Genomic DNA, 17,409 nt, shown 5'->3' with positions numbered 1-17,409 from the left:
AACCAGGCGAGCCATGTCTGCCTTTGGCCCTGCTTGGCTTTGCTCTGATTGGTTTTTTGGGTGACTACCGCACCTTGATCACGACCTTGCCTTTGGCGCGGCCCCCCTCGACGTACGCAAGTGCGTCATTGGTGGACTCAAACGAGAAGACCCGGTCCACCACAGGCCGTATCACCCCGGCCTCCACCAGGCGCGTGATCTCGCGCAGCTGACTTCCGTTGGCCCTCATGAAGAGAAACGAATAGCCGACCCGGCGTGCCAATGCCCTGCGTCTGACGCCTGCACTCAGCAGCCGCACGACCAGCTTCACGAACCAGGGGGCCTTGATCGCGCTTGCGAAATCGGGATCCGGCGGGCCGGAAATGGAAATGAGTTTTCCACCCCCCTTGAGCACTCGCAGGGATTTTTCGAGGGTCTTGCCGTCCTGGCTGTTCAATACGACGTCGTAGTCGCGCAATACGTCCTCAAAATCCTGCGTCTTGTAGTCCACGGCGACGTCGGCCCCAAGGGCCTTCACCAGTGCGGCATTGGCCGTGCTGGTGGTCGTGGCCACCGTGGCACCAAGATGCTTGGCCAGCTGGATGGCAAAGGTCCCCACGCCGCCAGAGCCCGCCTGGATAAAGACCTTCTGGCCCTTTTTGATTTGGGCCTTCTCGACCAGCGCCTGCCAGGCCGTCAGCGCCACCAAGGGAAGGGACGCTGCTTCTTCCATGGTGATGTTCTTCGGCTTGAGCGCCAGCGAGGCCTCTTTCACCGGCACAAATTCAGCAAACGTACCGATGCGAAAGTCGTCCGGCCGTGCGTAGACCTCATCACCCACTTTGAACTGCCGCACGCGGGGGCCCACCTGGGTGACCACGCCAGCCACGTCGTGGCCCAAGACGAGGGGCAGTTTGTAAGGCAGGATGAGCTTGAACTCTCCACTGCGAATCTTCGAGTCCAGAAGATTCACACCCGCAGCGTGGACCTGGACCAGGACTTCGTCGTCGCGCAGCTCCGGGGTTGGCAGCTCGGCCAATCGAAGATCCCCTTTTTTGCTGTAGCGATCAATGACAAATGCTTTCATGGTTTTCCTTACTCCTGGCGTATCCAGGTTGGTGAACGGCCCACTGGCGACGATCAAATTATGCTTATATGATTTTTGTCATATTTCAAATCGAGACAAGGACCGCATCACCTTCGTCAAGTTAGCGCGCGCCAGTCTCGCCAGAGGAGATCTGGCCAGTACGGACTGCATCTGCCGCCTGTGACCGGATGGCTGCGCGGTCAGCCACGGACTTGTAAGACTCGGCTTTGGAGCCCGAAGGGATCTGGCTTCGGGTCATGGGTACTTGTGCAGCTTCTGCGGCGACTTCAGCCCGCGTGCGGTTGCCCTCAAACTGGGTGGCAAATTGCGCTGGATCCAACTCAGCAGCTTGTGCGCCGACTGAGGTGAGCGTTGCGACTACTGCGAGGGAGAGAAAGCGAGAGAAGGTGTTCATGGTGGATATCTCCTAGGAAATGAGGCTCAGGCGCCTCGGAAGATGCTGGATGCCAGGTTTGCGGCGAGTCACTCAGCGGGGTTTGCGATGGAAGGGTTGGTGGTCACGGCAATCAATGGGGCCTTTCAAAGTTCGACTGCAGATAGATTACATGACGAGCATCATATTTTTGTACAAACAAGAACGTCGGAACAAGTGGGAGATCGAGCCCATAATAGGCCGATTTGAGAATTTTCCACTTCATCCCAGTTTTTAATATGATGATCATCATAATTTAATTCCAAAAAATGGAAGCTATTTTTGCGACGCTTCACCACTGGAGCGGGCGTACTTGAAAGCAGCTTTGCTTAGCCTTCCAGCCAGCGAAGGATCGTCTACGGCGCGCGCCAGGGAAACGGCTCCCACCATGGTGGCAACCAGAAAAAGTGCTCGCTCGTGGGCTTCTGGTGTTCCCCAGCTGGGCAACTGTCGTGCGATCACATCCACCATTTCTTTCATTCGCCGGGTGGCTGCACGCCGCACCTCGGGGGCTTGGCGGGCCAGCTCCGAACTGAGGGCCGCCATAGGGCAACCAACCTCCGGATTGTTGATGTGCTGTTCCGACAAATAGGCCTCTAGCATGGCCTCCAGCGCTTGATCGGCTGGAACCGACGCAGCTGCAGACTCGGCGAGCCCAACGGTTTCTGCGCCCGCTCTGTCTGTGGCTTCCGCAAGCATCGCTTCCCGAGAAGGGAAGTGGGAATAGAAGCCGCCATGCGTGAGGCCTGCGTCCTTCATGATGTCCGCCACTCCCGCTCCGCTGAATCCATTGCGCCGGATGGCGCGTGCAGCAGCCGCCACGATGCGCTCGTGGCTCAGTTCTTTGCGAGAGGGGACAGCGTTTTTCACACCGCAACTATAACAGAAATTATTACGATCATCATATTTTCTGAGCCTTGTTCGTCCACGGATCATTCTTGGGAACGACTGCGGCATCCAGCGCCCAACGCTCCGGACTGCTAGGTCGAGAGATTTCGTGGCGACGAGATAGTCAAAAAAACGCCGGGGGCGCCTTCGGCTCAGGCGTCTACGGCCCCATGGAAGGCCACGCAGAGTTTGTTCCCGTCGGGATCTCGGAAGTACGCGCCGTAGTAGTTGGCGTGGTACTCCGGCCGCAGGCCGGGTGGCCCGTCGCAATGGCCACCGTGCGCCAAGGCCGCAGCGTGCACGGCATCCACCTGCGCACGGCTGCTGGCGGCAAAGGCCGTCATTGGGCCATTGCCCGGCGCATGCTCACCTTCAAAAGGGCGGCCGATAAGGAAGAGGGGGCGCGGGTCGGGGCTGCTTTGCCAGCCGGCCCAGGGACGGGATGGGTCCACAAAACGCTGCGCGATACCCAGGGCTGCCATGACTGGCCGGTAGAACGCCATGGCGCGATCAAAATCCGTCACGCCCACAAAGATGTGCGAAAACATGCTGCTCCTCGTCCGTGCTTGTGCCACCAGAAGCGGCGCTCAGGGCGCCAGCCGCTCCCGCACCCACTCGCCGCCGTCCATCCGGTACCGCAGCCGGTCATGCAACCGGCTCTTGCGCCCTTGCCAGAATTCCCACTGATCAGGCATCAGGCGATACCCGCCCCAGTGCGGTGGGCGGGGTGGCTTGAGCAAAAACTGCGCGCCGTACTTGGCCGCATTGGCCACGAGCACGCCCCGCCCGGAGATCACCTGGCTTTGCGGGCTGGCCCAGGCGCCGATGCGGGAGTCCAGCGGGCGGCTGGCAAAGTACTCGTCACTCTCTTCATCGCTGACCTTTTCCACAACGCCTTCGATGCGTACCACACGTTCCAGCTCCACCCAGTGGAACTGCAGGGCTGCGTAGGGGTTGCCCGCGATCTGGCGGCCCTTGCGGCTGTCGTAGTTGGTGAACCAGACGATGCCGCGCTCGTCATAACCCTTGATCAGCACGATGCGGGTACTGGGGCGCAGGTCGCTGCCCACGGTGGCCAGGGTCATGGCGTTGGGCTCGGGCACTTCGGCGCTGATGGCTTCTTTGAGCCACTGGTCAAACTGCTGCTGGGGGGCGGCGCGCGAGGCGTCTTCGTTGAGTTCGGCGCGCTCGTAGCTCTTGCGAAGGTCGGCGATGGAGGTGGTCATGGGCCGATTGTGCATGCGGGGGCAGGGCGCTTGCCAGCAAGGGTGGGCACGCTGCAAAGAGCGTGACGGCCAGGCGGGATCTGGGTAACGTGGGGTCTTCGAGGACCCTGGTTGTCGCCGAATAACTATTCGCTTATATTGCTGCATCGATGAAACCCAAAGACGACGAAAAACAGCGTGCCATCGCCCAGGCCACCTTCGAGCTGGTGGCTCAGACGGGCCTGAGCGGCCTGACCCTGGCCGACATCGCCCGCGCAGCGGGCATTGCCACCAGCACGCTGTATGTGTATTACCCGTCCAAGGATGAACTCATCAGCCAGCTCTACCAAGATGCCAAAACGGTCACGGCCGCCCGCATCATGGAAGGCATCGCGCCTGGTATGCCCTACCGCGCCCGCGTGCGGCGTGCTTGGGGCAACCTGTTGCGGCACCGGCTGGACCAGTATGCCGAAGTGGTGTTCCAGGAGCAGTACTACAACTCGCCCTGGTTCACCGATGGGAACCGCGAATTCTCGACCCGCCTGATGGCCGGTTTTTTTGCGTTGATGGAAGAAGGCCAGCAGCAAGAAATATTGAAGGCCGTGCCGATCCCGCTGCTCACGGCCAGCCTGGTGGGGTCGGTGCGCGAGACGGGCAACCTGATCCGCACCAAGGTGCTGCCCGACGAAGAAGCCGTACACCAGATGGCTTTTGGGCTGTGCTGGGACGCATTGAAGGCCTGAGTGGGAGACAGCGAAGCTTTTTTTGCCCGAGGTTGATCTTTTAATCGAATTTATATTCTCTTAAAAATGCCACGCACCACGCTCCAACCCTTTCATGGCCGATGGCGTCGCTGACGCCATCCCTGTCTACCCAACCGCCCCCAACACAACAACACCTTTCCCACGGAGAACCCCACGATGCCCACCCTCAACATCAATGGCAAAGACACGGCTGTGGATGCCGATGAATCCACCCCCATCCTCTGGGCCCTGCGCGACACACTGGGCATGACCGGCACCAAGTTTGGCTGTGGCCAGGCTTTGTGCGGGGCTTGCACGGTGCACCTGAACGGCGCGCCAGTGCGCTCGTGCATCACGCCGATTTCGGCGGCAGCGGGCCAGAAGATCACCACCATCGAGGCTGTGACGGCCAGCGACAAGGTGGGCAAGGCCGTGCATGCGGCCTGGGTGAAACACGATGTGGCGCAATGCGGCTACTGCCAGAGCGGCCAGATCATGAGCGCCACCGCCTTGCTCAAGGGCAAGAAGAAGCCCAGTGACGCCGACATCGACGCGGCCATGGCAGGCAACGTGTGCCGCTGCGGCACCTATGTGCGCATCCGCGCGGCCATCCATGACGCTGCCAAAACCCTGGCTTGATTGAAGGAGAACACCATGCACTTTGATGCTCATGCCCTGCAGGGCCAAGCCCATATTTTTATGCCAAAACACCTGCTAGCGCTTATGGATAAAGCGCAAGCAGCTACTAATTCAGGAGTAAACGACGCAATAGAGGGTATTGAAGGCCTGGCTCGCCGCACCTTCCTCAAGGTGTCGGCGGCGTCGGGCTTTGCCCTGGGCGCGTTTCCGCTGGTGGCTGCCGCGCAGGGTGCCGCAGCAGCAGCCCCCGCAGGCCTCAAGCCGTTCGAGCAGCCTTCAGCCTTTGTACGCATCGACGCCGATGGCACGGTCACCGTCACCATCAACCGCCTGGACTTTGGCCAGGGCGTGCAGACCGGCCTGCCCATGATCCTGGCCGAGGAGCTGGATGCCGACTGGAGCAAGGTGCGCAGCGTGCACGGCGATGCCAACCAGGCCTATGCCGATCCGATGATGGGCATGCACCTCACGGGCGGCTCCAACTCCATCAAGAACTCGTACACCCAGTACCGCGAACTGGGTGCCCGCACCCGGGCCATGCTGGTCTCGGCCGCTGCCGCGCAGTGGGGCGTGGATGCGTCGGCACTGCGCACCAGCAACGGCTTCGTCGTCGGCCCCGGGGGCAAGAAGCTGGGCTACGGTGCGCTGGCCGAAGCGGCCATGAAACAGCCGGTGCCCGAAAAGGTCACCTTGAAGGACCCGAAGCAGTTCCGTCTTATCGGCAAGCCCACTGGGCGGCTGGACGCCAAGGCCAAGTCGAGCGGCCAGCAAGACTATGGCATTGACGTGCGCTTGCCTGGCATGCTGACGGCCGTGGTGGCGCGCCCGCCGGTGTTTGGCGCCAAGCTGAAGTCGCTGGACGACAGCGCCGCCAAAGCCATCAAGGGCGTGAAAGCCGTTCTGCGTGTGCCCACCGACCGGGGCGGCGAAGGTGTGGCCATCGTGGCCGATGGTTACTGGCCCGCCAAGCAGGGCCGCGATGCGCTGAAGGTGGAATGGGACACCAGCGCGGTCGGCAAGCCTGACACCACGGCACTGCTGGCGCAGTACCGCGAACTGGCCGCCAAGCCCGGCAACGTGGCCATGCAGGCCGACATGGCGCCGCTGGCGAGCGCTGCCCACAAGATCAGTGCCGAATTCGTGTTCCCGTACCTCGCGCACGCGCCCATGGAGCCACTCAACTGCACCGTGAAGCTGGATGGTGACAAGGCCGAGCTATGGATGGGCACGCAGATGCCCGGCCTGGACGCGATGGCCGCCGCCAAGACGCTGGGCCTGCAGCCGCAGAACGTCAAGGTCCACACCCAGATGGCCGGTGGTGGCTTTGGCCGCCGCGCCATTCCCACCAGCGACTACGTAGTGGAGGCCTGCGGCGTGGCCAAGGCCGCGCGCACGGCGGGCATCACCGCCCCGGTGCGCACCCTGTGGAGCCGCGAGGACGACATCAAGGGCGGCTACTACCGCCCCATGCACGTGCACCGCGCCGAGATCGGATTCGACGCACAGGGCAAGATCCTGGCGTGGGACCACACCATCGTGGGCCAGTCCATCACCAAGGGCTCGCCGTTCGAGGCCTTCATGGTCAAGAACGGCATCGACGCCACGACCACCGAAGGCATGGGCGAGCCGTACAACGTACCCATGAAGCTGTCGGTGCACCACCCCGACGTGAACGTGCCGGTGCTGTGGTGGCGCAGTGTGGGCTCTACCCACACGGCCTACGCCATGGAAACCCTCATCGACGAAGTGGCGCGCACCACCAAGCAAGACCCCGTGGCCTACCGCATGGCCCTGATGGGCGACAAACACCCGCGCCACAAGGCCGCATTGCAACTGGCGGTGGCCCAGTCGGGCTATGGCAAGAAGAAGCTGGCTGCTGGCCGCGCCTGGGGCGTGGCGGTGCACGAGTCATTTGAATCGGTGGTGGCCTATGTGGTCGAGGCGTCCGTGAAAGACGGCACGCCCAAGCTGCACAGCATCACGGCCGGCGTGCATTGCAACCTGGTGGTCAACCCCAAAAGCGTGGAAGCCCAGGTGCAGGGCGCGGCGCTGATGGGCCTGTCGATGTGCCTGCCCGGCGGCGCCATCACGCTCAAGGACGGCGTGGTGGAGCAAAGCAACTTCGGCGATTTCGCCGTGCCGCGCATCACCGACATGCCGCAGGTGACGGTGCACATCGTGCCCAGTGCCGACCCACCCAAGGGCATGGGTGAGCCCGGCCTGCCACCGCTGGCACCGGCTTTTGCCAATGCCATTGCCCAGCTCACGGGCAAAACACCGCGCGAGCTGCCGTTCAAGCTGGCTTGAGTGCGGCGCGCACCCGGGGGGAGGGCGCGTCACCCCCCGGGCGCTGCTGATGCGGTGGCCGTCTTGACCAGCGCCAGAAACGCCCGCAGCGTGGCCGTGGGCTGTCTGCGGCTGGGGTAGTACAGGTAGAAGCCCGGGATGGGCGGGCACCAATCGTCCAGCACGCTCACCAGTGCGCCGCGGGCCAGGGCTTCGCGCGCGTAGGGTTCGTACAGGTACGCAAAACCCACGCCCGCCAAGGCCGCCTGCAGGATGAGGGGCATGTCGCCCACGGTCAGGCGCCCTTGCACATCGACGGCCATCTTCTCGCCGGCTTTTTCAAACTCCCACGCATAACGCGCCCCGCTCGGAAAGCGGATGCGCACGCAGGGCATCTGCAGCAGATCGTGCGGGGTGTGCGGCATGCCCACGCGCTCCAGCAGGGCGGGTGCGGCCACCACCATCAGCCGCTGCGGTGGCCCCAACGGCAGGGCCACCATGTCCTGCTGCAGGCGTTCGCCATAGCGCACGCCGGCATCAAAGCCGCTCTCTACGATATCGACCAGCCCGTCGTCCAGCACCAGCTCGACTTCGGCCTGCGGGTGCTGCGCCAGAAACTGCGCAATCAGCGGCCCCAGCACCAGGTCGCCCGCGGAGCGCGGCGCGTTGATGCGCAGCTGGCCCTGCGGGGTATCCCGAAACGCGTTGATGTCGTCGATGGCCGCAGCAATGTCCTGCAGGGCAGGCCCCACGCGGTCCAGCAACTGGCGCCCCGCAGGGGTCAGCGCCACGCTGCGCGTGGTGCGGCTGAACATGCGCACGCCCACCCGCTCTTCCAGCGAACGCACAGCATGGCTGATGGCCGAAGCCGACAGGCCCAGGTCCTGCGCGGCGGCCCGAAAGCTCAGGTGGCGCGCGATGGTGCTCAGGAGTTTGAGATCTGCAAGGTCCAGGCTCATTATTGAAATCAGTTCATTGATGTGTGCATTTTCAGGCCATTTATATATTCTATTTTCAACAATAAGCTTCCCGCTGATTTGCAACACCACAGGAGAAAACATGCAAAACAGCGAGTGGAATCTGGCCAGAAAAACTTATCTGGTGAGCGGAGCGTCTTCGGGCATTGGCGCCGAAACCGCCGTGGCGCTTGGGCGCCACAAAGCCAATGTGGTGCTGGCCGCGCGCCGCACGGCCGAATGCGAAGAGGTGGCCGAGCGGGTGCGTGCCGCCGGTGGACAGGCCTGGGTGATGGCCCTGGATGTGACCGATGAGGCCAGCGTACAGCGCAGTGTCGAGGCCACAGTACAGCACTTTGGCCGCCTGGACGGCGCCTTCAACAACGCAGGCGCCCTGGGGGTCGCAGGCCCTTTGCACACACTGAATGCAGCGGATGTGCAGGCGGTGCTGCAGGCCAACACAATGGGCATCTTCTATGCCATGAAGCACCAGATTGCGGCCATGCTGAAGACCGGCGGCGGCGCCATCGTGAACAACCTGTCCATCTCGTCCCAGGTGGGGTTCAACGGCATCAGTGCCTATACCGCCAGCAAACACGCGGCCCTCGGCCTCACGCGCAACGCGGCGATGGAATATTTTCAGCAAGGCATCCGCGTGAACGCCGTGAGCCCAGGGCCCACGGTCACGCCCATGGCACTGGCTGCCTTTGGCAATGAGGATGCGATGCGCAGCACCTTGCAGGCATCGGTGGCGGGCCGTCCAGCAGCACCGGCCGAGATGGTCGGGCCGGTGCTGTTTTTGCTGTCGGACGCGGCCAGTTTTGTGAGCGGGCACAACCTGGTGGTGGATGGTGGGTACACGCTGGCCTGAGTCAAGTCGCAGTGCGGCGAACGGCCTAGAATCGCGCCCGCTGTGCACCGCACGGCCCATTGCCCAACGCAGGTTCTATCTCCATGTCTCTCAATCCCTCGCCTCCCGTGGTGCTGGTGCTGGCCTCTGGCCGGGGCGAACGTTTTGCAGCATCGGGCGGCACGGTGCACAAGCTGCGCACCCCCTTGGGTGACAAAACGGTGCTGGAGCACACCCTGGCCGCCGTGCGTGCCAGCGGGCTGCCCTGGCATCTGGAGGATGCCGGGCACCCGGGCATGGGGGATTCGATTGCGGCAGCCGTGCGCGCCACAGCGGATGCGCCGGGCTGGCTGGTGTTGCCGGGGGATCTGCCGCTGGTATTACCCGAAACCTTGCGCACCATTGCTGCCGCCCTTGCGGAGGCGGACTGTGCCGTGGCCATGCCGGTGTACCAGGGCGAGCGCGGTCACCCCGTGGGTTTTGCCGCCGAATGCCAACCGGGGCTGCTGGCATTGACAGGCGAGCACGGCGCTGCCAGCGTGGTGCGCCAGCAAGCGCAGCAGGGCAGGGTACGGTGGATGGATGTGGACGATGTGGGCACGGTGACCGATGTGGACACTGTGCAGGACCTGGAGCGCGCTGCGCAGTTGCTGGCAGCGCGCGGGTAGCGGCGAAGACCGCGTTACTTGGCTGCAATCACGGCACAGGCCAGGCGCGGGCCCGCATTGCCGGTGGGCTGGGTCTTGTAGTCGTCGGGGTCGCGGTGGACGATCAGGCCCTTGCCGACGATGTCGTTGGCGGTGCTGCCCACGCGGATCGTGCTGGATTCAAAGTTGAACGTGGCCACGCCGTTGGCATCGGCCTTGAGGCTGGGCAGGTCGCCCGTATGGTGGTCGCCCATGCCATGGTGGCCGTGGGACTTGCCGCCGGGGTTGAAGTGGCCGCCCGTGCTCATGCCATCGCCACTGGAGCAGTCGCCTTTTTCATGCACATGAAAGCCGTGTTCGGCATTGGGCTTGAGGCCGGTGATGGAGCCCGACACCTTCACCACGTCGCCTGACTGCACAAAGGTGACCGCGCCAGCGGCGGTGTTGCCCCGTGTGGGTTCCAGCTTGGCCGTGGCGGTGGGGCCGGTGGAATACGCGGCGCACCCGGCCAGTGTGGCTACAGCGACCATCGAGAGGACACCAGCAAGACGAACATTCTTCATGACTCAGACTCCTTTGCACGTTAAAAGACGCGGCATTGTGCGGGCCTGCGCGCAGTGACCTGCGCAGGCACCCCTGCCGGGCTGCGGAAAGTGTGCACTATGCCTCTTTTTGGGCCAGTGCAATCAAACGGGCGAGGGCCCGGTCATGGATGCCGTGCCTGCGCAGCTCATCGTAGGTGGCCTGGGCGTAGTCCCGCGTGGTGCCAAACCTCCCGCAGGCCTGCTCAAAAATACGGCAGTACTCGTGGTCGGGCAGCTCCCCCGTGTGGTTGGGGCTTTTGCGCGACAGGGTGAAGGCCAGCGCACGCACCGGGCCGTGCGGGGTGTGGCAGGTGAGCCAGCGCGGGTCGTACACGGCGGTGACCATCTCGCGCTGCCACAGATTGATCATGACCTGCCGGGCGTGTGCCTTGTCCACCCGGAACACCATGCCCCGGCAACTGCCGCCCGACAGCATGCCGAACACCAGGCCCGGGCATTCGGGCGTGCCTCGGTTGATGCGGCTCCACATCTTGAGCGCCCGGTGCCAGCCGTGCACCTTGGCGGGGCGGCGCTCTGCGTAGTCGAAATCCGGGCGCCAGATGAGCGAGCCGTAGCCAAAGATCCACAGGTCCGCATGGCCACCCCATTCATTCAGGGCGCGCTCCAGCATGGGGGCCGGATCGCGCAGCGGAGCGGGAAGATTCGTCATGGGTTCACTCTACAATCGAAAGCTTTGCTTCAGCGCCCTGGGGACTTGTGCTTGCAGGTCCCGCAGCTGTCCCACCATTCTTTCTTAATCACTGCAGGAATCTCCAATGTCTAGTTCTGACGACGATAGCCAACAACGTTTTGCCCTGGGTTTCCTGTTTGCGCTGATTGCGCTGGTGATCTCGGTGGTGGTCGGCACCGTGGTGGTCAAGCGCGTGGGCGCTTCGGGCGCCGCCAAGCCTGCTGCAACCGCTGTTGCAAGCAACGCGCCAGCGGCAGCAGTCGCTGACGACTCCGCCAGCGTGCGTGTAGAAAACGGTGTGGTGAAGTTCTACTTTGCCACCGCAAAGGCCGAGCTGGCCACTGGCGCCAACGAAGCCCTGGCCGACGTGGTCAAGGGTGTGGCCGAAGGCAAGAAGGCTGTGATCTCCGGCTTTCATGACGCCACGGGCGACGCTGCCCTGAACGCCGAGCTGGCCAAGCAGCGCGCTTTTGCGGTGCGTGACGCCCTCAAGGGCCTGGGCGTGGCGGAAGACAAGATCGAGCTGAAGAAGCCCGAAGAAACCACCGCCACCGGCAGCAACGCCGAAGCGCGCCGCGTGGAAGTGGCCCTGGGCGCCTAATGCCTGTGCAGTGACCTCCAGCAGGTCGCCCCATAAAAAAACCCGGCGATGCCGGGTTTTTTTATGGGGGAAAAATGGCTCTAGTGCTTATCCATCATGCGCAAAAAGCTATTTATTTAATAGCAAATGGTTAACACAGACCTGCGCCACCAGTCCCCTCGGCGCGCTGGATCAATTCAATCTTGTAGCCATCGGGGTCCGTCACAAACGCGATGACCGTGGTGCCGCCTTTGACTGGGCCCGCTTCGCGTGTCACGTTGCCGCCCGAGGTCTTGATCTTCTCGCATGCGGCGTAGGCGTCGGGCACGCCCAGGGCGATGTGGCCATAGGCCGTGCCCATCTCGTAGCTTTCGGTGCCCCAGTTGTAGGTCAGCTCGATCTCGGCCTGGCCAGGGTTGCCGCCGTCAAATCCCAGAAAAGCCAGCGAGTATTTGTACTCGGGGTTCTCGGACTGGCGCAGCAGTTGCATGCCCAGCACCTGGGTATAGAAATCAATCGAGCGTTGAAGGTTGCCAACGCGCAGCATCGTGTGGAGGAATTTCATCCCTTCGATTGTGCAGGGATGTCAAAAACCAGGCAGGTGGTGGTGGCGTGGGCATACAGCGTGCCGTCGGGCCCCACCAGGCGCGCCTCGGCCGTGGCCAGCTGGCGCCCGCTGTGGATCACGCGGCCTTCGGCGCGCACGCGCGGCACCTTGGGCGTGATGGCCTTGACCAGGTTGATGCCCAGCTCGGCCGTGGTGTAGCCGCGCCCGGGCTCCATGCGCGTATGGATGGAGCAGCCCAGGGCAGAGTCGAGCAGGGTGGCAAACCAGCCGCCGTGCACCGTGCCCATGGGGTTCAGGTGCTCGGCGCGGGGTGTGCCCTGGAAGACGGCCGTGCCTTCACCGACTTCGATGATCAAGAAGTCCAGCGTTTTGGCGATGGCGGCGTAGGGCAGTTCGCCACGCAGCATGGCCTGCATCTGCTCCAGGCCGTTCAGATGGGCGATCTGTTCACGCCGCGCCACGCCCGGGCCGGGGCCTGCATCCAGCCGCGCCAGGATGTCGCGCTCTTGGGCCAGCCAGTGTTCAAGGTGGTTGTGTTGGGTCATGATTTTTCCGGGTCAGTGGTGGGGTCGAAACGCATGAGTTGCATATGCAATTATTGCAGATACAATTAAATTCATGCAAGCCGACACATCCACCATGGACTTTGCCGCACCACCCGTTGCCCGGACGGTGCCACAGGGGTGCACCAACTTCAAGCTGCGCCAGCTGATGCGCCGCGTGGCCAACCACTACGACGCCGAAATGGCGAAATGCGGGCTCAAGACCACGCAGTATTCGCTGCTGTCGCATGTGCTCACGCTAGGGCCCATCCGGCCGGGCGACCTCGCTGTGGCCATGAAGATGGATGCCTCCACGTTGACGCGCAACTTGCGTCCCCTGGTCGATGCGGGCTGGGTGACGCTGGAGGCAGGCGCAGATGCCCGCAGCCGCCTGGCCCACATCACCGACACCGGCCGCGTAAAACGCGCCGAGGCACAACGCCACTGGAAAGCCGCGCAGCTTGCTCTGAATGAAACGCTGGGCGTGGAACGCGTGATGGCGCTGCATGCGCTGGTGGACGACTCACTGGATTTGCTGGCAGCGCTGCCAGTGCAGGAGGCTGGGCATGACGAATAGCAACACCCCTCCAGCCACCACCCAGTCCGCCGCACCGCTGGCCCTGTGGCTGGTCCTGCTGGCTGCTGCAGGTGCTTTTGCGCTCACCATGGGCACGCGCCAGACCATGGGCCTGTTCCTGTCGGCGCTCAACACGTCCACCGCGCTGGGCATTGGCAGCATCAGCCTGGCCTTTGCGTTCGGCCAGCTGTGGTGGGGCCTGACCCAGCCGTTTGCCGGGGCGGTGGCCGACCGCATCGGCACTGGCCGCGTGATCCTTCTGGGCGTGGCGCTGGTGGCGCTGGGCACCTTCATCACGCCGTACATGACCACCACGGCCGGGCTGATTTTTGCGATTGGCGTGTTGGCCGCAGGCGGTGCGGGCATGGCCGGGCCGTCGGTGCTGATGGCGGCGACCGCGCGGCTGGTACCCGCCAACAAGCGCGGGCTGGCCAGCGGCATCGTCAACGCGGGCGGGTCGTTTGGGCAGTTTGTGATGGCGCCTGTTGCCATTGGCCTGACCGCCGCGGTGGGCTGGGCCAGTGCCATGCAGTGGCTGGGTGTGCTGGTGCTGCTGGCGCTGCCTGCGGTGTGGGTGCTCAGGGGCAATTCGAACGCCTTGGCCGCGCAGGCCGCCGCCGCATCGGGCCAGAAGGCGCTGACGGCGCGCCAGGCCATTGCCCAGGCGCTGGCCACGCCGAGCTACCGGTATCTGGCGGCGGGCTTTCTGGTGTGCGGCTTTCACGTGGCATTCCTGGCCACGCACCTGCCGGGCGTCATCGCCGCATGTGGTCTGCCGCCTGAGATCGGCGGGTGGTCGCTGGCCATGATCGGCTTGTTCAACATTGTCGGCAGCCTGGCCATGGGCTGGGCCGTGGGGCGCTGGCGCATGAAGTCGTTGTTGTCACTGCTGTACGCCACGCGTGGCCTCGCAGTGCTGATCTTCTTGTTTGCGCCCAAGACGCCCACGGTGGTACTGGTCTTTGCCGCTGTGATGGGTGTGACGTTTCTCTCCACCGTGCCGCCCACGGTCGGGCTGGTGGCCAAGATGTTCGGCACGGCCAACATGGCCATGTTGTTTGGCATCGTGATGCTGGCGCACCAGATTGGTGGCTTCTTTGGTGCCTACCTGGGCGGCAGCGTGTTCCAGACCACGGGCAGCTATGACTGGGTCTGGTACATCGACATCGTGCTGGCCGTGGGTGCGGCCCTGGTCAACCTTCCGATCCGCGAAGCCCGGCTGGTGCGCCCTGCAGCCGCCTGACCCTGCCAACACCCGCCCACCATCCCCTCATCTCCTATTTTTTTGCCATGACCGCTCACCTTGTTTCCACCGCATCCGCCCCCACCGACAGGCAGCCCGTGTACCTGGACGACCTCGCTGTGGGTGACCTGTTCAAAAGCGGCGAACACGCCATGGACGAAGCGCAGATCACCGCCTTTGCTGCGCAATTCGACCCCCAACCGTTCCACCTGGATGACACTGCTGCCCGCGCCACGCTGTTTGGGGGGCTGGCGGCCAGCGGCTGGCACACGGCGTCCGTGACCATGCGCCTGCAGGTCACCACGGGCCTGCCGATTGCGGGCGGCATCATCGGGGCAGGGGTCGAGTTGAGCTGGCCCCGGCCCACGCGCGCCACCGACGTGCTGCACGTGGTGAGCGAGGTGCTGGAGATCCAGCCCTCCAAATCCAAGCCCGACCGTGGCATGGTCACCGTGCGCAGCGAAACCCGCAACCAGCACGGCGATGTGCTGCAACTGTCCACCGTCCGCATCGTGGTGCCACGCAGGCCTGTGGCCAACGGGGCAGGGGCCTGACGTGACCGAGCCCCTGAACCCACGCACCCGCATGCTGCTGGAGGCGCCGATTGCGCCCACGCTGCTGCGGCTGGCGGCGCCCAATGTGCTGGTGATGCTGGCGCAGGCGGGCGTAGGACTCATCGAGACCTACTTTGTCGGCAAGCTGGGCACCGATGCGCTGGCGGGCATGGCGCTCGTCTTCCCAGTCGTCATGCTGATGCAGATGACCTCTGCGGGGGCCATGGGCGGCGGTATTGCGTCGGCCATCGCCCGCGCTCTGGGCGCCCGGCGGCGCGACGATGCCGACGCGCTGGTGCTGCACGCGCTCGCCATTGCGGCGGTGTTTTCGCTGGTCTTCACCGTGGGTGTGGTGGGAGGAGGGCGCTGGCTTTACACCCGCATGGGCGGCACAGGCGGCGCGCTGGACGCGGCGCTGGTCTATTCCAATTGGGTCTTTGCGGGCGCGTTTCTGGTGTGGCTGTTCAACACGCTGTCGGCAGTGATCCGGGGCACGGGCAACATGGCCGTGCCGGCCTATGTCACGGTGCTGGGTGCCTTCGTGCTGGTGCCGTTGTCGCCACTGTTCATCTTTGGCTGGGGTCCCATGCCCGGCCTGGGCATTGCCGGCGGGGCCATCGCGCTGATGGCGTACTACCTGATCGGCAGCGTGGTGCTAGCGGTCTATCTGTGGTCGCCGCGCAGCCTGCTGCAGCCATCGTTCGCGCACATCCGGTTTCGCTGGGTGCTGTTCAAGGACATCCTGCGGGTCGGGTTGGTGGGCACCGTGTCGACCGTGGCCACCAATGTGGCGATTGGGGTGACCACCGCGTTGGTCGGCGGTTTTGGCACGGCGGCCATTGCCGGGTATGGAACCGCATCGCGGCTTGAGTACCTGCTGGTGCCCCTGGTATTTGGCCTGGGCGCGCCGTTGGTGGCCATGGTCGGCACCTGCATTGGCGCGGGCCAGCGCGAGCGCGCCTTGCGCGCCACCTGGATCGGCGCCGGCATGGCGTTTGTGATGGCAGAAGCGATCGGCCTGTGGGCAGCGGCGTTTCCCAACGCGTGGCTGTCGCTGTTCAACAGCGATCCGGCCATGCTGGAGGCGGGCGCGCTGTATCTGCGCACCGTCGGGCCGGTGTACGGCTTTTTCGGTCTGGGCCTGGTGCTGTACTTTGCCTCGCAAGGGGCAGGGCGCCTGCTCTGGCCGGTGATCGGCAACATCGTGCGCCTCGCCATTGCGGTCACCGGTGGTTGGCTGGCGCTGCGCTGGGGCGGTGGTTTGGCTGTGGTGTTCGCCGCACAGGGCGTGGCGCTGGTGCTGTATGGCGTGGTCAACGCCTGGGCGATTGCGGGTGGCGCCTGGTTTGGCCCGGTGGGATGGCCGCGCAGCATGGCGGGCTTGCTGCGGCGCATGCCGCAGGCATAGAAATAGAACAAAAATGGCTGCTAGCGCTTATTTATCAAACGCTAACAGCTATCAATTTGGTAGTACCTCGTTGAATCAAACCGGAACGGTGTAGTTCAGCGTCATGCGGCCACCATCCACGGTCACGATCTCGCCGGTCACATAACTGGCGGCGTCGCTGGCCAGCCAAGCCACCACATCGGCAATCTCCGACGGCTCGCCCAACCGCTTCATGGGGGTGCGGCTCATGATCTTCTGCTTGGCCTCATCGCTGGTCAGCACGGCCTTGGCGGCCAGCTCGGTGGCGATGGTGCCGGGCGCCACGGCGTTCACTCGGATGTTCTTGTCAGCCAGCGCCAGGGCCATCACGCGCGTGAGCTGGTTCACGCCGCCTTTGCTCACGTTGTAGCTCGCGATGTTGGGAATGGCCAGCACCCCGTTGACCGAGCTCATGTTGACGATGGCGCCGCCGCCACAACCGCCATTTTGTGCCACCATGGCCCGCGCCACGGCCTGGCCCACGAGGAACGAGCCCTTGAGGTTGACCCGCAGCACGGCGTCAAAGTCGGCCTCGGTCACGTCCAGAAAGTCTGCAGCCCGAAAGATGCCCGCGTTGTTCACCAGCACGTCGATGCGCCCGTGGGCCGCCACGGTCTGGGCCACGAGCGCATCCACCTGCGCCTTGTCGCCCACATCGCAGCGCACATACAGCGCGCCCAGTTCCTCTGCCAGCGCCTGGCCCCGCGCATCGTCCACATCGACGATCACCGGTTTGGCGCCTTCAACCGCAAAGCGGCGAACGCAGGCTTCGCCAATGCCTTGGGCACCGCCAGTGACGATGCAGACACGGCCTTGGTGGCCAAAGTGGATGGAAGACGCTGAAAGAGCTTGGGAAGAAAGGGTCATGGGCATGGATGGTAGCGGCCGAGGGAGATCTTGGCCCTGTGCGGTCCCACATTGTTTAAATAGA

21 protein-coding genes are annotated in these 17,409 nt (G+C 64.0%); 10 read left to right on the top strand and 11 right to left on the bottom strand.

The window, feature by feature from the left end; genetic code table 11:
* Window positions 1-64: 64 nt before the first annotated feature.
* From ASE39_RS14585 to pdxH, 5 genes are all read right to left on the bottom strand, one after another.
* Window positions 65-1,066, bottom strand: coding sequence for an NADP-dependent oxidoreductase (locus tag ASE39_RS14585; protein ID WP_057224430.1), 1,002 nt, complete (start codon window positions 1,064-1,066; stop codon window positions 65-67).
* A gap of 121 nt (window positions 1,067-1,187) precedes the next feature.
* Window positions 1,188-1,481 carry a hypothetical protein gene (locus tag ASE39_RS25945; RefSeq protein ID WP_082606765.1) on the bottom strand — a complete coding sequence of 98 codons (294 nt, stop codon included), beginning with the start codon at window positions 1,479-1,481 and terminating at the stop codon, window positions 1,188-1,190.
* A gap of 294 nt (window positions 1,482-1,775) precedes the next feature.
* Window positions 1,776-2,369 carry a TetR/AcrR family transcriptional regulator gene (locus ASE39_RS14580; RefSeq protein ID WP_057271624.1) on the bottom strand — a complete coding sequence of 198 codons (594 nt, stop codon included), beginning with the start codon at window positions 2,367-2,369 and terminating at the stop codon, window positions 1,776-1,778.
* A gap of 170 nt (window positions 2,370-2,539) precedes the next feature.
* Window positions 2,540-2,935, bottom strand: coding sequence for a VOC family protein (locus ASE39_RS14575; RefSeq protein ID WP_057271623.1), 396 nt, complete (start codon window positions 2,933-2,935; stop codon window positions 2,540-2,542).
* 39 nt (window positions 2,936-2,974) lie between these two features.
* The gene (pdxH, locus tag ASE39_RS14570) at window positions 2,975-3,613 is read right to left on the bottom strand and encodes a pyridoxamine 5'-phosphate oxidase (protein WP_199864279.1); all 639 of its coding nucleotides are present in this window, start codon (window positions 3,611-3,613) and stop codon (window positions 2,975-2,977) included.
* 149 nt (window positions 3,614-3,762) lie between these two features.
* Here pdxH and ASE39_RS14565 point away from each other — a divergent pair, with 149 nt between their 5' ends.
* The 3 genes from ASE39_RS14565 (at window position 3,763) to ASE39_RS14555 (ending at window position 7,281) form a co-directional block, all read left to right on the top strand.
* Window positions 3,763-4,335 (top strand): TetR/AcrR family transcriptional regulator, encoded by a 573-nt coding sequence (locus ASE39_RS14565; RefSeq protein WP_010458216.1) that lies wholly within the window; start codon window positions 3,763-3,765, stop codon window positions 4,333-4,335.
* Window positions 4,336-4,512: 177 nt separating this feature from the next.
* Window positions 4,513-4,974 (top strand): (2Fe-2S)-binding protein, encoded by a 462-nt coding sequence (locus ASE39_RS14560; protein ID WP_010458214.1) that lies wholly within the window; start codon window positions 4,513-4,515, stop codon window positions 4,972-4,974.
* A 15-nt stretch (window positions 4,975-4,989) separates the two neighbouring features.
* Window positions 4,990-7,281: a xanthine dehydrogenase family protein molybdopterin-binding subunit gene (locus ASE39_RS14555; RefSeq protein ID WP_057271834.1), complete on the top strand. Its 2,292-nt coding sequence runs from the start codon at window positions 4,990-4,992 to the stop codon at window positions 7,279-7,281.
* A gap of 29 nt (window positions 7,282-7,310) precedes the next feature.
* Here ASE39_RS14555 and ASE39_RS14550 read toward each other — a convergent pair whose 3' ends face one another.
* Entirely contained in the window at window positions 7,311-8,219 is a 909-nt protein-coding gene (locus ASE39_RS14550) for a LysR family transcriptional regulator (RefSeq protein WP_057271621.1), read from the bottom strand.
* 100 nt (window positions 8,220-8,319) lie between these two features.
* Between ASE39_RS14550 and ASE39_RS14545 the strand changes: the two genes are divergently transcribed.
* Together ASE39_RS14545 and ASE39_RS14540 are read left to right on the top strand one after the other, a co-directional pair.
* Entirely contained in the window at window positions 8,320-9,087 is a 768-nt protein-coding gene (locus tag ASE39_RS14545; RefSeq protein WP_057271620.1) for an SDR family oxidoreductase, read from the top strand.
* A gap of 83 nt (window positions 9,088-9,170) precedes the next feature.
* On the top strand, window positions 9,171-9,734 hold the full coding sequence (locus tag ASE39_RS14540) for an NTP transferase domain-containing protein (protein WP_057224442.1): 564 nt from the start codon (window positions 9,171-9,173) through the stop codon (window positions 9,732-9,734).
* 14 nt (window positions 9,735-9,748) lie between these two features.
* Here ASE39_RS14540 and ASE39_RS14535 read toward each other — a convergent pair whose 3' ends face one another.
* Window positions 9,749-10,276 (bottom strand): superoxide dismutase family protein, encoded by a 528-nt coding sequence (locus tag ASE39_RS14535; protein WP_057224444.1) that lies wholly within the window; start codon window positions 10,274-10,276, stop codon window positions 9,749-9,751.
* A 97-nt stretch (window positions 10,277-10,373) separates the two neighbouring features.
* Window positions 10,374-10,967 carry a gamma-glutamylcyclotransferase gene (locus ASE39_RS14530; protein WP_057224446.1) on the bottom strand — a complete coding sequence of 198 codons (594 nt, stop codon included), beginning with the start codon at window positions 10,965-10,967 and terminating at the stop codon, window positions 10,374-10,376.
* A 106-nt stretch (window positions 10,968-11,073) separates the two neighbouring features.
* Between ASE39_RS14530 and ASE39_RS14525 the strand changes: the two genes are divergently transcribed.
* Window positions 11,074-11,589 (top strand): OmpA family protein, encoded by a 516-nt coding sequence (locus ASE39_RS14525; RefSeq protein WP_057271619.1) that lies wholly within the window; start codon window positions 11,074-11,076, stop codon window positions 11,587-11,589.
* Window positions 11,590-11,719: 130 nt separating this feature from the next.
* Here the strand turns inward: ASE39_RS14525 and gloA are convergent, their stop codons facing one another.
* Window positions 11,720-12,133: a lactoylglutathione lyase gene (gene gloA, locus ASE39_RS14520; protein WP_057271618.1), complete on the bottom strand. Its 414-nt coding sequence runs from the start codon at window positions 12,131-12,133 to the stop codon at window positions 11,720-11,722.
* On the bottom strand, window positions 12,130-12,681 hold the full coding sequence (locus tag ASE39_RS14515; RefSeq protein ID WP_010458833.1) for a PaaI family thioesterase: 552 nt from the start codon (window positions 12,679-12,681) through the stop codon (window positions 12,130-12,132). Before ASE39_RS14515 ends, gloA begins: the two co-directional genes overlap by 4 nt.
* Window positions 12,682-12,754: 73 nt before the next feature.
* Here ASE39_RS14515 and ASE39_RS14510 point away from each other — a divergent pair, with 73 nt between their 5' ends.
* From ASE39_RS14510 to ASE39_RS14495, 4 genes are read left to right on the top strand one after another with little or no spacing between them, the layout of a single operon-like run.
* Window positions 12,755-13,255, top strand: a complete 501-nt coding sequence (locus tag ASE39_RS14510) for a MarR family winged helix-turn-helix transcriptional regulator (protein WP_057224451.1) — start codon at window positions 12,755-12,757, stop codon at window positions 13,253-13,255.
* Complete coding sequence (locus ASE39_RS14505; protein ID WP_057271617.1) at window positions 13,245-14,498, top strand: MFS transporter; 1,254 nt, start codon at window positions 13,245-13,247, stop codon at window positions 14,496-14,498. The genes ASE39_RS14510 and ASE39_RS14505 overlap by 11 nt, the downstream gene beginning before the upstream one ends.
* A 47-nt stretch (window positions 14,499-14,545) precedes the next feature.
* Window positions 14,546-15,052: a MaoC family dehydratase gene (locus ASE39_RS14500; protein ID WP_057271616.1), complete on the top strand. Its 507-nt coding sequence runs from the start codon at window positions 14,546-14,548 to the stop codon at window positions 15,050-15,052.
* A gap of 31 nt (window positions 15,053-15,083) precedes the next feature.
* Window positions 15,084-16,460 carry an MATE family efflux transporter gene (locus ASE39_RS14495; protein WP_057271833.1) on the top strand — a complete coding sequence of 459 codons (1,377 nt, stop codon included), beginning with the start codon at window positions 15,084-15,086 and terminating at the stop codon, window positions 16,458-16,460.
* Window positions 16,461-16,535: 75 nt separating this feature from the next.
* Here the strand turns inward: ASE39_RS14495 and ASE39_RS14490 are convergent, their stop codons facing one another.
* Complete coding sequence (locus ASE39_RS14490; RefSeq protein WP_057271615.1) at window positions 16,536-17,345, bottom strand: SDR family oxidoreductase; 810 nt, start codon at window positions 17,343-17,345, stop codon at window positions 16,536-16,538.
* Between the last annotated feature and the right edge of the window lie 64 nt (window positions 17,346-17,409).

Source organism: Acidovorax sp. Root267 (genome assembly GCF_001429215.1).
Lineage (GTDB): Bacteria > Pseudomonadota > Gammaproteobacteria > Burkholderiales > Burkholderiaceae_C > Acidovorax > Acidovorax radicis.
Note: the sequence above shows the minus strand (reverse complement) of the source record. Positions and strands in the feature narration are given on the sequence as shown.